Origin of the sequence: Agaribacterium sp. ZY112, from assembly GCF_041346925.1 — a bacterium.
Classification (GTDB): domain Bacteria; phylum Pseudomonadota; class Gammaproteobacteria; order Pseudomonadales; family Cellvibrionaceae; genus Agaribacterium.
In genome coordinates this window covers 3013846-3029076 of the sequence record NZ_CP166840.1, presented here as the reverse complement: position 1 = coordinate 3029076, position 15231 = coordinate 3013846, and the positions used below count along the sequence as shown (strand labels likewise).

Here is a 15231-nt window from a genome sequence, read left to right as displayed (position 1 = left end):
TATAGGGCGAATCGTGCTTTGGCAAAAGCCTAAACACGACGTCTAAATAGAGGCTCCTGAACATCACAGGCCGCTTGATAGGTTTCCGTAAAATCATTCAAGCTTGCCTGCATAGATTCAACATCTGCATCGTCGGCAACGCTATAGCTATCAACACCACAGCGGCGAAGGAAAAACAGCTGATCCTGAATAAAGGCCCCCACAGCTCGAAGCTCACCTTGATATTCAAGTTGGTCGCGTAGGATGCGCGCTTGTGAAAAGCTGCGGCCATCGGCAAAAGCAGCAAAATTCAAAGCAATAAGTGTAAGTTTTGCCAATACAGGGCGCAAACACTCAACATCAACATCACTGCTTAACCAAGGGCTCACATTGGCAGGCAGATCATCAGCCCACGCCAAATAGGTAGCTACAGGTATTAAACTAAATTCCTTAAGCTCCGCTGCACTAGCTGGCAGATCACTCTCTTCAAGCAGGGCCCAGCTATCTTCAACAACACTGCCTAACTTAACTAGCTTTGACATAAACCTGCTCCTTAAATGCACCAATTCCAATACGCTCATAGCAGCTAAGGAAGCTTTCGCCTTCGATACGCTGAGCAACGTAAGTTTCAACAATTTTACGAATCACCGAGCTCACTTCGCTGCGTGAGAACGATGGACCCAGTACTTTTGCAAGCTTGGCGTCATAGCGCTGGCTGCCACCAAGTTGAACCTGATAGAACTCATCGCCGCGCTTATCCACACCAAGAATACCGATATGACCAATATGATGATGGCCACACGCATTCATACAGCCGCTGATATTCAGGTCGATATCACCTAGATCATATAGGTAATCCAAATCGTCAAACTCGCGCTGAAGCTCTTCGGCGACTGGAATTGATTTAGCATTAGCAAGAGAGCAATAGTCGCCACCTGGGCAACAAATCATATCCGTTAAGGTGCCGATATTAGCGGTAGCAAAACCAGCTTGCTTAAGTGCCGCCCACAAATCATAAAGATCACTGACTTTAACATCAGCAAGCACCACATTTTGTTCATGAGTACTGCGCACCTCACCAAAACTGTAACGATCTGCAAGATCAGCAATCGCTTCTAGCTGCTTGTCACTCACATCACCCGGTGGAATGCCAACAGGTTTTAAGCTCAAGGTTACAGAACGATAACCATCTACTCGATGATCCTGAACGTTTTGCTTTAGCCAACGAGCAAAAGCCTTGTTGTTCTCGGCTTCTGCTTGCAAAAGAGCGAGGCTTTGCTGCTCATCAATGGTGTCGTAAGCAGGCTCAGTAAAAAAGGACTTAGCTCTACTTATTTCTTTATCGGTAAGACGTGTTTGAGTATCTCGTACATGTTCCCACTGCGCTTCTACAGCAGCGGCAAAGGCCTCGACACCCATTGATTTTACAAGAATCTTAATACGAGCCTTGTACTTGTTGTCACGGCGACCATTTAAGTTATAGACACGTAAAATAGCCTCAAGGTAGGTTAAGACATCTTTTTCTGGCAAGAAGTCACGAACAACACTACCTATAATTGGGGTGCGGCCTAAGCCACCACCAACAATTACTTTAAAACCAATATCGCCTTTCTCATTTTTAATAAGCTGCAAGCCGATATCATGAAAATAAATGGCTGCGCGATCTTCTTCAGTGCCAGAAACTGCAATCTTAAATTTACGAGGCAAGAAGGCAAACTCAGGGTGGAAAGTAGACCACTGACGTACGATTTCACAGTAGGGACGAGGATCAACTACTTCATCCTTGGCCACTCCAGCGAATTGATCAGAGGTAACGTTACGAATACAGTTGCCACTACTTTGAACGGCATGCATCTCGACCTCAGCTAGCTCAGCCAAAATATCAGGCACTTGCTCAAGAGCAGGCCAGTTTAACTGTATGTTTTGACGAGTAGTAACGTGGCAGTAGCCCTTGTCGTAAACTCGAGTGATGTGCGCCAGCTTTCGAAGCTGTGTGGAGTTCAGCATGCCGTATGGAACAGCAATACGAAGCATAGGAGCCAAGCGCTGGACATAGAGGCCATTTTGCAGGCGAAGAGGTAAGAACTCTTCTTCTTTTAATTTGCCTTCGAGATAGCGTTCTGTCTGGCTGCGAAATTGAGCGACGCGTTCGTTAATGATCTTATGATCGTAGTCGTCGTAAACGTACATCGTACTGGTTACCTTGGGCTACTGCCATTTAAGCGGGTTTAGCGCATTGAGCCTTGGGCTCTGCGTGGGCGCGAAGCATAGCGTTTTCTGGCTTTTTTGGCGAGAAAAAGCGCCCTATGAGTAGGTCAGATTATAAAGCTAGGGCCTTTATAGATATATTTGCAATATACGATATGCGTTACTTGCCAAATAGATAAGCTGCGAAGTATAAAAGACACAATAAATCAAATAATAAATATGATGAGATTGACCATGGACGATAATATCGAACTGCACAATCAACAAATCAATGACAACAACGAAGGTATGGCAAATACGCTAGCTGCGGTGGCCTTAATACTTATCTTTGTAAGCGCTTGTATTTTTTGGATAGCAGGGCAATAAACTGCCCGCCAAACATAAAAGCCAGCTTTACTAAGCGCCGAACAAGCACGACAGGCTCTACCTGTCGTGTGCTGCGTTAGATACTTGTAACTCAACTTTTGAGTTACAAGCAAGGCTACTCTGGGTCGTAATCTAGGTTTGGAGCCAACCAGCGCTCAACCACACTTAAGCCTTCGTCTTTTCTTTTGGCAAGTGACTCAATCTGATCCTTTGCAACTTTACCAACATTAAAGTATTTGGATTCAGGGTGAGCAAAGTACCAGCCCGAGACAGCTGCAGCGGGGAACATGGCAAAATGCTCGGTCAGACTAATACCGGTTTCTTTGGTGGCATCCAATAATTCAAATAATTTGGCTTTTTCACTGTGATCTGGGCAAGCGGGGTAGCCAGGAGCAGGGCGAATACCTTGATAGCGCTCCTTAATTAAAGCCTCGTTATCCAGCTCTTCGCTTTCCACATAAGCCCAAAACCCTGTACGCACACGCTGATGTAGGTGCTCTGCAAAACTTTCAGCCAAGCGATCCGCTAGCGCTTTAACCATAATCGCATTGTAATCATCGCCTTTAGCCTCATACTCAAGTGCCAACTCTTCGGCGCCAATACCTGCCGTTACCGCAAAGCCACCCACGAAGTCCTCAAGACCGCTTTCTTCTGGAGCAACAAAATCAGCCAGACTTCGCAAAGCAGGATCACTGGCATTCTTATCCATTTGCTGGCGCACATGATTAAGCAAGGCCAACTGTTTACCATGCTCATCTTTAACAATAATATCATCATGGTTACGACTATTGGCGGGCCAAAAACCGAAGACAGCAGACGCTTTAAGGCGTTTATTGTCGACGATGTCTTTAAGCAGAGCTTGAGCATCATTAAACAGAGAAGTAGCGGCTTCACCAACTATTTCATCGCTAAGAATGGCTGGGTATTTACCGGCCAGATCCCAACTAATGAAAAACGGCGTCCAATCGATGGTATCGACCAGCTTTTCTAAAGGGTAATCGCTCAAGGTACGAGTGCCCGTAAAGCTAGGCTTGGGGGGAATATAATTCGCCCAATCTAACTGAGGTTTACGCTTACAAGCCTCTTCATAACTCATTGTTGCACGCTTGGTGTTACGACCTGCACGGCGAACGCGCACCTTTTCATACTCATCACGAAGCTTTTGACGAAACGCTGGCTCTTGATCGTCAGAAAGTAGAGTGGTTGCCACCCCAACAGCTCGTGAGGCGTCGGCCACATACACTGTTGCACCGCGCTTATATTGAGGCTCGATTTTTACAGCGGTATGGGCTTTTGAGGTCGTCGCACCACCGATTAGAAGTGGAATATCAAAACCCTGCTTTTCCATTTCGCGACCTAAGTGCACCATTTCATCGAGTGATGGCGTAATAAGGCCACTCAAACCAATAATGTCGACATTCTCAGCTTTAGCCACTTCAAGGATTTTCTCCGGCGGCACCATCACACCAAGATCAACAACCTCAAAGTTGTTACAACCGAGTACAACACCAACAATATTCTTGCCAATGTCGTGTACATCACCCTTAACGGTTGCCATCAATATCTTGCCATTACTTTGACTGGCTTCGTCTTTTTCTGCCTCAATATAAGGCTGCAAGTAATTCACAGCCTGCTTCATTACACGTGCAGATTTAACCACTTGTGGTAAAAACATCTTACCGTCACCAAAGAGCTCACCGACAACATTCATGCCGTCCATAAGTGGCCCTTCGATCACTTCAATTGGTCGACTGCTTTGCTGGCGAGCCTCTTCAGTGTCATCTTCAATATAGGTGGAAATACCTTTTACCAAGGCATGAGCCAAACGCTTGCTAACGGGCTCATCTCGCCAAGCAAGATCTTCTTTTTTTGATGTTGAGGCGCTGCCATCACCGCGATACTGCTCAGCAATATCCAAAAGGGCTTCGGTAGCATCTGCGTTGCGATTGAGTATGACGTCTTCAACCTTTTCCCGAAGCTCCGCCGGTAACTCGTCGTAGATGGCCAATTGGCCAGCATTGACGATACCCATATTCATGCCCGATTTAATGGCGTAATAAAGAAAAACCGAGTGAATGGCTTCACGTACGGGATTGTTCCCACGGAAACTAAAACTTACGTTAGAGACCCCACCACTTACGCCAGCATGAGGCAAGTTCTTACGAATCCAGTCGGTTGCCTCAATAAAATCAACCGCATAGTTATTGTGCTCTTCAATACCGGTGGCAACAGCAAAGATATTCGGATCAAAAATGATATCAGCTGGGTTAAAACCAACTTCATCAACAAGCACACGATAACTGCGCTCACAGATTTCCATTTTGCGAGCGGCCGTATCTGCCTGACCGTCTTCGTCAAAGGCCATCACAATCACAGCCGCACCATAGCGCAAGCACAGGGTTGCCTTTTCTATAAACTCCTCTTTACCTTCCTTAAGGCTGATTGAGTTCACAACGGGCTTACCTTGAATGCACTTAAGGCCGGTTTCAATAACATCCCACTTGGATGAGTCGACCATGATGGGCAACTTAGAAATATCAGGCTCCGAGGCAATCAACTTTAAGAAGCGATCCATAGCCGCATGCGCATCGAGCATGCCTTCATCCATGTTGATATCAATAATCTGAGCGCCGTCTTCTACTTGCGCCAGAGCGACTTCAAGTGCAGTGGTGTAATCGCCCTCAAGCACCAAACGCTTAAAACGAGCGGAGCCTGTGACATTACAGCGCTCACCGACATTCACAAACAAGGAGTCAGCATCAATATTTAAAGGCTCTAAACCCGATAAACGACAAGCCGGTTTGATCTCGGGCAGGGCGCGAGGGGCATATTTTTCAACGCATTCAGCCAATGCTTTAATATGGGCAGGTGTTGTACCACAACAACCACCAACAATGTTGAGTAGGCCTTCTTTGGCAAACTCCTCAACAATACTGGCCATTTCTTCGGCGCTTTGGTCGTATTCACCAAATTCATTGGGCAGCCCCGCATTTGGGTGTGCGCTGACATACGTTTCTGATACACGGCTTAGTTCACGCACATAAGGTGCGAGCTCGTGCGCCCCCAAAGCGCAATTCAAGCCAATAGAAAGGGGCTTGGCATGAGCCAAACTATTGTAAAACGCTTCGGTAGTTTGACCACTTAGGGTACGCCCAGAGGCATCGGTAATGGTGCCGCTAATCATGATTGGCAGCTCAAAACCCAACTCATCAAAAACCTTATAAACTGCAAACACCGCAGCCTTGGCATTAAGAGTATCAAATACGGTCTCGATTAAAATCAGGTCCGCGCCACCCTCAACTAAGGCCTTGGTAGCTTGAACATAATTTACCACTAGAGTGTCAAAATCGACATTGCGAGCACCAGGGTCATTAACATCAGGTGAGATCGATGCTGTTCGACTAGTAGGGCCTAATACACCTGCCACAAAACGCGGACGCTCTGGCGTGCTGAACTCATCGGCAATCTGACGAGCTAATTGAGTCGACTTCAGATTGATTTCATCAACATAAGGCTCTAACTCATAATCACTCTGGGAAAGCTCAGTACCATTAAAGGTATTCGTTTCAAGAATGTCGGCGCCGGCCTCCAAATAAGCTCGATGAATCTCCCCGAGCACGTCTGGTCGGGTAATAGCCAAAAGATCGTTATTGCCTTTCAGGTCAACATGATGAGACTTAAAGGTCTCACCACGATAATCTTGTTCTTCAAGCTTGTAGCTTTGAATAAGCGTACCCATGCCGCCATCAAGCAATAAGATGCGCTTTTTAAGTTGTTCTTGAAGGAGCTCGAGGCGTTGCTGGCGTTCTTGATTCATGTAGTACTCAAAGTAGCGTATTCATTATTGCTAAAGCACAAAGTTAGGCGTGCCTTTCATCTGTGCGCATTGTACGGAGATATTTCAACTTGCAAAGTATAGCGCCACACAAAGCTATATCAAAACATTTTGATATAGCGCTTTTGAACGTCATCATTGATAAAGCATGAATCCATAGAACCTTAGTGCTAGCTGTAAGTAGCAGTAATAATGAGAAATAGGCATGCCGCTAGTCAGTCTGCATATTTTGCACTAGAATACCCGACTGTTTTACTAAGGTATTAACTAAGGCAACACATGGTCAACGTTGACATCACAGATTCCGCCCAAGAATATCTCAAGGGCCTACTCGACAAGCAGGGCAATGAAGGTACTGGCATTCGCATGTTTGTTGCCAACCCAGGTACTGCAAAAGCTGAAACCTGCATTGCTTACTGTAAGCCAGGTGAAGAGCAGGAAGATGACGTTAAAATCGAGCTAAATGGCTTTGACGCTTATTTTGATGGGCCAAGCGTGCCTTTTTTAGATGAGGCCAAAGTTGACTACAGCCCCGATAAAATGGGGGGGCAACTTACCATTCGTGCGCCCAACTCAAAAATGCCAAAACTAAGTGAAGACAGCACTCTAGAGGAGCGTATCAACTACGTGCTCTTTAACGATGTCAACCCTGGGCTTGCCGCACATGGTGGTGATGTCAGCCTTATAGGTGTAACCGAAGATAAAATCGCCATTCTAAAATTTGGCGGCGGCTGCCAAGGCTGCTCCGCTGTCGACATGACTCTAAAACAGGGTGTTGAGAAAACCCTGATTGAGCAAGTGCCCGAACTTACGGGTGTGCGAGACGAAACAGACCACACAGATAAAAGCCATGCTTATTATTAGTCGCAGCTAATACCAATAAGCTAAGTACTGACAAATAAGTACTGATAAGCGACTCACTATTAAACAGTCAGTCGCAGGCACAAAAAAGGGCTCTTAAAGAGCCCTTTTGTTTAAGCTTAATGCTTTAAAATCAAACACTTAGATTCGACTTTTCAACACATCTTTAAGCTTAGCTGCAACGTCCGTTAAGTTAGCCTCAGTTGTCGGCCAATCAATACACGCATCCGTAACAGATACGCCGTAAGTCATTTTACTCTTATCACTATTGATCTTCTGGTTACCTGGGCCGATATTACTCTCGATCATTGCACCAATAATACTCTTGTTACCTTCAAGAATCTGGTTGGCAATATTGTCGAATACCAAGCTTTGTAGCTCATGGTTTTTGTTTGAATTTGCATGGCTACAATCAACCATGATGTTGCACGTCACGCCGGCTTTCTCTAGCTCTTTCTCTGACATAGCAACACTAACTGCGTCATAATTTGGCTTGCCGCCACCGCCACGTAATACAACATGGCTGTACTTATTACCCGCAGTGTGCACGATACTCACTTTACCTTCGCGGTTAATACCCAAGAAGCGGTGAGAACTGCTAACACTTTGCAAAGCGTTAATCGCTACGGTCAAGCTGCCGTCAGTGCCGTTCTTAAAACCAATCGGTGAACTTAAACCAGAAGCCATTTCTCGGTGAGTCTGGCTTTCAGTGGTGCGTGCACCAATAGCCGACCAACTAACTAAATCCTGAAGGTACTGAGGTGAAATAGGGTCTAAGGCTTCCGTTGCGATAGGCAAACCAATTTCAGCAATATCCAACATGAGTTTACGACCAACATGCAAACCATCTTGAATTTTGAATGAGTCATCTAGGTACGGGTCATTGATCAGTCCTTTCCAACCCACCGTTGTGCGCGGCTTCTCAAAATACACACGCATAACGATATACAGGCTGTCTTTCACCTTGTCAGCAAGCTCTTTAAGACGACGCGCATAATCAAGCGCTGCCTCAGGATCATGGATAGAGCAGGGGCCGATCACAACCATCATGCGAGGATCTTTACGATCCAAAATTGCGCGAATAGTCTCGCGACCTTCAGTAACGACCTTAGCGGCCTTATCACTGAGCGGTAGCTCCGCTTGAAGCGCTTCAGGCGTAATCAGGGTTTCGGTAGAAATGATGTTCAGATCTTGAACATTAGACATCGTAGACACCAAAGCTGTATTGCAGCATTCAAATAAATTAAATAAGGGCGGCCATTGTACTGAAATCAGAACAACTGGGAAGCCTTAGTTAAAAAGCTTTAATCCATATCAAAGCTTAAAAGCCCAAGCAGGGCTGTTTTAGCTCAAAAAACACATTTTCAAGCGGAAAATATAAAGCACATGCTATCTTTTGGGGTTTGTATTTTTCTTGACTACTTAGCCACTGACCAACCGCTTCAGAATAAGCCAGCAACTGAGCTTGGTACGCATCCATCTCTTGAGTCAAAAAACTATCAATATTTTGCCCTTTTTTGGGGCTACTACTTTTGTAATCCACAATCCAAAGGCAATTCTGTTCATCGATAAAACAGCGATCGAGCACCACATTTTTTCGCCTCTGCCTTGCATCTAGGTAAGTCAAAGGCCACTCGCACTTCGACAAGACATAATCAGGGCTTAATAACCACCGTGCCTGCGGCTCACTTTGCAGCTTAAGCACACAGCGAGTAAATTGATTTATCCAAGGCGCAGCCTTAGATGCATGAATACCTTGCTGGCGAAATAGGTGCAACCAAGACTCTGGCCGAGTAGCAAAATCATGCCAAGCGCTATCGGGCCTTAAGCACAGCTGAGCCAGCACCTGATGCAAGACCGTTCCCGCCCGTGACTCTTCAGAGCGATGCTCACGCCAGAGCTCATGTATATCAAGCTGACTATTATCAAAACCCGGCTCAGGGCTCTCGGCTTTAGCTTCCTTAAAGCGTTGCTCGAATTCCTGCTTCCAGGAGGGCGCCAGTGCATAGATAAAGCGGGAGCTCAGGGTAGAGACTTGCTCTTCCTTAAGTGCCGCAGCCTTTATGTGCTCTGGCGCTGGACGAAATTCGTGCTGCAAGGTTTGCCAGCCAGCGTGCAACAAGCTACTCGAACTAGGAGGCAGCCACTGACCATCCTCAGCTTGCTTTAATTGCGCGCTTAGATACAAGCGCTTCTTTGCTCGGGTACAAGCAACGTAAAAAACACGCTGATCTTCATAGCGTTTTTGCTGCTTACGTTGAGACTTAATAAACTCAGTTAGAGCGACTTTGTCATCGGCATCGTAAGTTGCAATAGGGCTCAAGACAAAATCAGTTTGACGACGATCGTTCAAACGCTCCATCCAATACAGAGCCTCACTATCCTCACCTCGACCGCGTTTTTGCAGATTAGGTAAAAACACTGCATCAAACTCCAAGCCCTTACTTTTATGCATGGTCATTAACTGCACGGGGTTATGCTCAGACTGAGGCACAGCCGCATACAGCCGAGTTAGCGCATCAGAAAAAGCGGGCCAGTCACGAATCGTAGAAGCGTCTTCATGTGCGGCAATTAGGGTCAACAAGGTATCAACATCTTGGCTCTGTGCTTCATCAAGCAACAAGCTTGCACCACCGAGCTGCAACCAAGCTCGCTCAACATTTTCAGATAGACTTCTAAGGTGGTTTGTCTGCGTAAGTGGCTCAAGAACATCAAGCACAGCACTTAGGCGTTGCACTGCGTCCGCATCCCTCTCAGCGAGTAAAACCATACGCTTACGCAGCAAGCTACTCGGTAAGCACTCATTAGGACGAGCAGAGAAAACACAGCTTAAGGCCTCATGCCCCAAAGCACACCAAGGTGAGCGCAGCAAGGCAAGCCAAGCGAGCTCATCCGCAGGATTGACCAACAAACGAGCTATAATAAGTACATCTTGCACATGGCGCTTACTTGCCAGTGCATCGATCTCATGAGCCTGATAGGGCACAGCTTCATTGCGCAAAGCAGCAATAAGCACCTCTAAGTGAGAGCGACTTTTGGCAAGTACAGCGATGCTGTCATCGGGAGCCTCTAAGCGCAGTTTTTGAATTTGCCCAACAATGTAGTCGGCCTCTTGCTCCGCCGAACCCTCAGCATCAACATGAGCCACACAAGTCACTGCCGCATTGGTGTCCTCTAACTTAAACGCCTGACTTGGGATATAAGCAACCGCACCCAACTCGGTGTCGTTTTTATCAGGAAAACAATAAGAAAAGACATCATTCACCCAGTTAACCACTACTGGCGTCGAACGAAAATTGACATTCAAATCCAGCGCCTGAATATCTATATTTTCTAAGCCGTGCTCACGCATATTCAAGAAAATGCCGACATTGGCATTGCGAAAGGCATAACAGCTTTGCATACCATCCCCAACAAGAAAGAGGCTGCGCCCATCATCGCGAGACCACTCTTGAGTTAGCGCCATCAGTAACTCAAGCTGCAACTGACTGGTATCTTGAAATTCATCAATCAATATATGCTGCAAGCTGTAATCGAGCCGCTGCAGTAAATCCATACTGCCTATTTGTGCATTCAGGGCAGTCACAGCTCCAATACTGATTTCACTAAAGTCTGTTTTTGCTTGCGCCACAAAGTGTAATTTGAGCTCGGCCGCAAGCTCTGGCAAGACCTGAAGCAAAGCATCAAGTAATTGCCATTGCTCGTCGCTATAACGAGCAGGTGGGAGCTTGGGAATAAGCGCAAGCTTGTCAAGCACAGCGTCTAGCTCTAGCAATTCAGCAAAAATCGCCTTCAAAGCCTCTTTCTTTTCTTTGGCTAGCTGCTTTTCCTCCTTGCCTTGGCCCGTAGGAAAACCTAGGTTTTTATCTAGACGTTTGCGAAATGCAACATTTGCAGTGCCCACACCACTTAAGCAAAAACGTGCAAAGGCCTGCCACCACTGCACTGAATGCTCACCTAAAGGGAAGGCATCCAAATGCTCAGCCAAGGCTTCTAGCATAGAGGCGTCTTTGGCCTCATCTTTATTGCTGACAGCGTAGCGAATCAAATTCAGTAAATCGCCCTCATAAGAGGCAAGCGCCGTGGCCGCTTGAGCTATAGCACGCTCTACCCACAGCTGGATCACTGACTCGAAACGCTGGCGTAAATTAGCCTGCTCCTGCCTTGCTGCAATCACAAGCGGTAACCATTGCTCTCGCATGGCCAGCAACTGCGCACACAACTGTGCAATACGATCAACGCGGCCACCAAAATGCGAGAGCAAAAGACTCAAGTTTTTATGCTCTTCATTTTTGAGCTCAGCCTCCAACCATGACTCAACCGCCTGCATATAAACAAGCGCTGGTGTATCTACAATGCCAGCACCAGCACCCAAGCCAGAAAAGAACGGCAGCGCATTACACAAGGATTTACAAAAGCCATCGATGGTGGAAATATTTAAGCGCTGCGAGTTATCGAGTAGATCCCACGACAACGCTTGCGAGCGCGCAAGCGCAGCATGCCCAGCCGAAACCAGTGTTTTACTGTAGGGGTCGAGCTCAGCAAAGGCCTCTGAATTAGGCGCAAGCTTGCGACTTTGCTGCAATACGCTGGTAATACGCTCGTGCATTTCGCGTGCGGCTTTGCGAGTAAAAGTAATAGCAAGAATTTCTTCAGGCTGTTGCACGCAAGCGAGCAACTTCAATACCCTTAAAGTTAACAAACCGGTTTTACCTGAGCCTGCAGGTGCAGATACGACAAAAGAACGGCGCACATCAACAGCCAGTTCACGCGCTTTACTGTCTTCAGGCAGACGTTCTTCTATAGCTTGAGCCTTTGGCAGAGTTAACTCACTCATGAATCGGTCCTTTCTCTTCATCTCTCACAGCGCATTCAAATTCGGCATAAAAAGGCATTTTGCTTATATTGCGAACCCAATAAGGGGCAAAACCCTCAATCACCTCAGTGGCCAACTTATGCGCTTGATCTTGCCAGCTCGTAAGTGCTTGTGACCAGTCGCTGTAATCACTGCGCAGCTTCATCAAGGTATTAAGACCATCGATGCCAAGTTCGGCTTGATCTGCACAAACCCCCTCAAAAGTACTCGCCTTTTCATCCACCTTGATAAAGGCCATGGCCGCCAAGGCATCACTAGAAACACAAAAACTATAGAGCGCGAGCTGATAATCACTTAAAGGGAAGCGCAGCATAGCTCGCAAGTTTTGCTTACCCGTTTTGTAGTCGAGCACCACATATTCACCGGCGACTAGATCCATGCGATCGACACGTAAATGAAGCTCATGACCAGAAAAACTGATTTTCTGCAGGCTTTCTAGCTGCTCACACACAAACATCTGTTCGCGCTGCAAGTCCCGCTCTACAAATTGGCGTATAGCGCTCTGTAAGCGTCTGTATTCATAGGCACTAACAAGAGGTGAGTAGCTTAAGGCTTTTGAGCGAAGTGCAGCCACAGCCTCTTTACAGGCCTTGGTGATCTCAGTTTCAAGTGTTTGATGCTGCACTAGATTCTGTAGAGCCGACTGACTAGGGAAGCGCGAATACAAATTGGCTAAGGCGCTATGCAACAAAGAGCCTCGCTCAGCAGCATTTAAACCCAAACCAGAACTAGGGTAAGTATCAAAGCCAAGTCGATATTTGAAAAAGCAATACAGTGGATTGGCCCACTGTAAATCAAACATATAAGCGCCGCCGTGTAAGCGCGCACCGGCCTCAAGGGAAGGTGCTTGACCAACGGGCACCCTGACTAAGCCTCCCATTTCTCGTGCATCACTACGCCAAGTATCTATGGCATTGCTAGGGGCGGAGCTTTCTTCTAACCCCAACTCAAGCCCACCGTGCACAGCATGCTGGCGGTAACGCTCTAACAAAGGACTAACATGAAGCGGGCTGCCATCAAGCTCAGTGAAGTAACTCAGTTCAATCTCAGAGGAGCATGCAACAAGATCATCAAGCATCGACTTTGCGTAAAACAGCTCTCGCTCAACAGAACAGCGAGCCATATTAAGCTCTTTTTGCACAGCAAGCGGTATAAACGGTGTTGGCTTGGGTGACTGAGGTAGCGCTTGCTCAGTCAAACCCAAAACCAAACAGTGGTCAAAGCGCAAGCCGACTGCCTCCATAAGCCCCATCACCCGAATACCTGGGTTGGGTACCTCAACCTGGGCAATATCTCGTTGCATCCACGCCTGTAAGCGCTTTTTAAACTGAGTAAAACTTAGCTCCGTTGCACTTACGGCTTCACTGGCTGCAAGTTTCGCAAGAGAGGCTAAAAAAGCATTACAAATCTGATAATCCGTGCTTGCTAAACTCTGAGACCCAGGCCAAGCAATATGACCCAAAGCACTGAGATAATGATCGACCCACGAAGCAATGGTGCCAGAGTGACGAAGCCTAGGAAGTTGGCGTAGAGCCAGCAAGCCCTTTTTGATCGACTCAGCCGCACACGATATCTCTTCTAGGCAACCATCAGCTTCAGAAACATCAGCAGCAGCGTCTATAACTCTATCAAGCTTTGTCAATAACTCGCTAATATCCACCTGCCCATCTGAGCATTGCTCGACATACGCGCACAACTGAGCAGATACGGCGTTAAAGCCCGATAGACAGTAATTCGAGCGTAGAATCGTTAGTAAAAGCTGCTTTTCAACATTAACTGAGGCCAAGCTAAGTGCATCCAGCGCACAGCGAACGATGGCTTCATTGTGTAGCGGCCTAGCTATACTCACATCAAAAAAAGAAGAGATAAACTCTTTATTTTCAAAAAGATAGGAGCAATTGTTAAAGTGTTTATTAAAGCTCTTTTTAAGTACGTCAGCACGCTTATGTAAATCAGGCACAACCACCGCAATGCTGGAGGAAGGGTTCTTTTGCAAGCACTGCTCGGCCCAATAAGCCGCATAGTGTAATTCTGAGTCCGCATCTAAACTTTTATGAATCGTTAGCCTCTTATTCGCTTTCACTAAAGCCAAGCGACTTAAATTCGAAAAGCAGTGTGTCAGCAAACGCCAAAAGAGCGGGCTAATATCAGCAAAGCCATAAAGCAGGCAGTGGCTATTAGCATCAGCAGCACTTTCCACCTGCTGACTTAAGAACAAAGCAGCCTGCTCTTTATCAACTACATTCAGCTCCCTACAACGTCTCTCGTAAGCTTGCCCCAAGTCATTTAATAGAACCGCTTCTTCTTGCTCTTCGGATAGAAGCTGCTCGGTGCTTATCTGATAATCACGGACAAGCTGCCAAGCTTCTTGCAAGCTGGCTGCCAAACCTGCTTTATTGACCAAAGGAGGCAATGTACTTGTTTGTTCAAGCAGGGTATCCCACAGCTGCGCGCTTTGATTGCCATCGATATAACATGCATCAAACGTTGCAGGACTGCATTGTTGATACCAGCTCCACTGAGCCTGTAACCAAGCATCTGCACTACTGCAGCGAAGCACATCAAGCAAATGAGGGCGCTGCTCGGCCACAACAAAGCTTAACTGCCTAGCTTGTCGGTTGTTGGCGCACAGCAGGTAGAGCTTCAGACCTTCTTTCTCGCTTTGCTCAAGTAAACTGAGCAAGGATTCATGATCTAAGGTTTCTATAGATTGGATCACAATGAACCCCAAGCGCTTTTATGCCTATTTACCATATAATTATCTTGCATATTTAGTTTGATTTCTTAAAGTTTTGTTACTAAGCCACACTCAGGGTTAGGAACCGCTAACCTGATTATTCACAGACCAGTGTAAATATGTCTCTTTTGTTACCAAATCTGTATTGACATCACAACAAAACACTAGAGATTACATGTAAGCGATTGAATTATATACATTTTTTCTATAGGTTAAATAATAACCAGTCTAAGTAGGGCCCACAAAAACCGCATATTAGCGCGACTTCTCAAGTAGCTATCCACCAAGTTATCCACAGACTTTGTGGAAAAAAATATTTTTCCGTCATCAAACTGACATAAAATGGGCGTGCTTTTTATTATCTCACTA

Annotated in this window: 8 protein-coding genes; 2 read left to right on the top strand and 6 right to left on the bottom strand. The window is 46.4% G+C overall.

The features are described 5' to 3' along the window. Nucleotides 1-29: 29 nt before the first annotated feature. Nucleotides 30-521 (bottom strand): DUF934 domain-containing protein, encoded by a 492-nt coding sequence (locus AB1S55_RS13160; RefSeq protein WP_370978642.1) that lies wholly within the window; start codon nt 519-521, stop codon nt 30-32. Beyond that, complete coding sequence (locus AB1S55_RS13155; protein ID WP_370978641.1) at nt 505-2169, bottom strand: nitrite/sulfite reductase; 1665 nt, start codon at nt 2167-2169, stop codon at nt 505-507. Before AB1S55_RS13155 ends, AB1S55_RS13160 begins: the two co-directional genes overlap by 17 nt. Before the next feature lie 252 nt (nt 2170-2421). Between AB1S55_RS13155 and AB1S55_RS13150 the strand changes: the two genes are divergently transcribed. Then, nucleotides 2422-2553, top strand: a complete 132-nt coding sequence (locus AB1S55_RS13150; RefSeq protein ID WP_370978640.1) for a hypothetical protein — start codon at nt 2422-2424, stop codon at nt 2551-2553. 115 nt (nt 2554-2668) lie between these two features. On the opposite strand, the gene metH is transcribed toward AB1S55_RS13150, so the two are convergent. Beyond that, the gene (metH, locus tag AB1S55_RS13145; RefSeq protein WP_370978639.1) at nt 2669-6370 is read right to left on the bottom strand and encodes a methionine synthase; all 3702 of its coding nucleotides are present in this window, start codon (nt 6368-6370) and stop codon (nt 2669-2671) included. A gap of 297 nt (nt 6371-6667) precedes the next feature. Between metH and nfuA the strand changes: the two genes are divergently transcribed. After that, nucleotides 6668-7252, top strand: a complete 585-nt coding sequence (gene nfuA / locus AB1S55_RS13140) for a Fe-S biogenesis protein NfuA (protein WP_370978638.1) — start codon at nt 6668-6670, stop codon at nt 7250-7252. 138 nt (nt 7253-7390) lie between these two features. Here nfuA and AB1S55_RS13135 read toward each other — a convergent pair whose 3' ends face one another. The 3 genes from AB1S55_RS13135 to AB1S55_RS13125 form a co-directional block, all read right to left on the bottom strand. Next, entirely contained in the window at nt 7391-8455 is a 1065-nt protein-coding gene (locus AB1S55_RS13135) for a 3-deoxy-7-phosphoheptulonate synthase (RefSeq protein ID WP_370978637.1), read from the bottom strand. 115 nt (nt 8456-8570) lie between these two features. Beyond that, nucleotides 8571-12086 carry a UvrD-helicase domain-containing protein gene (locus AB1S55_RS13130; protein WP_370978636.1) on the bottom strand — a complete coding sequence of 1172 codons (3516 nt, stop codon included), beginning with the start codon at nt 12084-12086 and terminating at the stop codon, nt 8571-8573. Next, complete coding sequence (locus AB1S55_RS13125) at nt 12079-14844, bottom strand: PD-(D/E)XK nuclease family protein (protein ID WP_370978635.1); 2766 nt, start codon at nt 14842-14844, stop codon at nt 12079-12081. The genes AB1S55_RS13130 and AB1S55_RS13125 overlap by 8 nt, the downstream gene beginning before the upstream one ends. Between the last annotated feature and the right edge of the window lie 387 nt (nt 14845-15231).

Excerpts from the sequence above, each read along its gene's own strand:
- AB1S55_RS13130 (WP_370978636.1), bottom strand. The coding sequence starts at position 12,086 with ATGAGTGAGTTAACTCTGCCAAAGGCTCAAGCTATAGAAGAACGTCTG.
- AB1S55_RS13155 (WP_370978641.1), bottom strand. The coding sequence starts at position 2,169 with ATGTACGTTTACGACGACTACGATCATAAGATCATTAACGAACGCGTC.
- AB1S55_RS13160 (WP_370978642.1), bottom strand. The coding sequence starts at position 521 with ATGTCAAAGCTAGTTAAGTTAGGCAGTGTTGTTGAAGATAGCTGGGCC.
- nfuA (WP_370978638.1), top strand. The coding sequence starts at position 6,668 with ATGGTCAACGTTGACATCACAGATTCCGCCCAAGAATATCTCAAGGGC.
- AB1S55_RS13135 (WP_370978637.1), bottom strand. The coding sequence starts at position 8,455 with ATGTCTAATGTTCAAGATCTGAACATCATTTCTACCGAAACCCTGATT.
- metH (WP_370978639.1), bottom strand. The coding sequence starts at position 6,370 with ATGAATCAAGAACGCCAGCAACGCCTCGAGCTCCTTCAAGAACAACTT.
- AB1S55_RS13150 (WP_370978640.1), top strand. The coding sequence starts at position 2,422 with ATGGACGATAATATCGAACTGCACAATCAACAAATCAATGACAACAAC.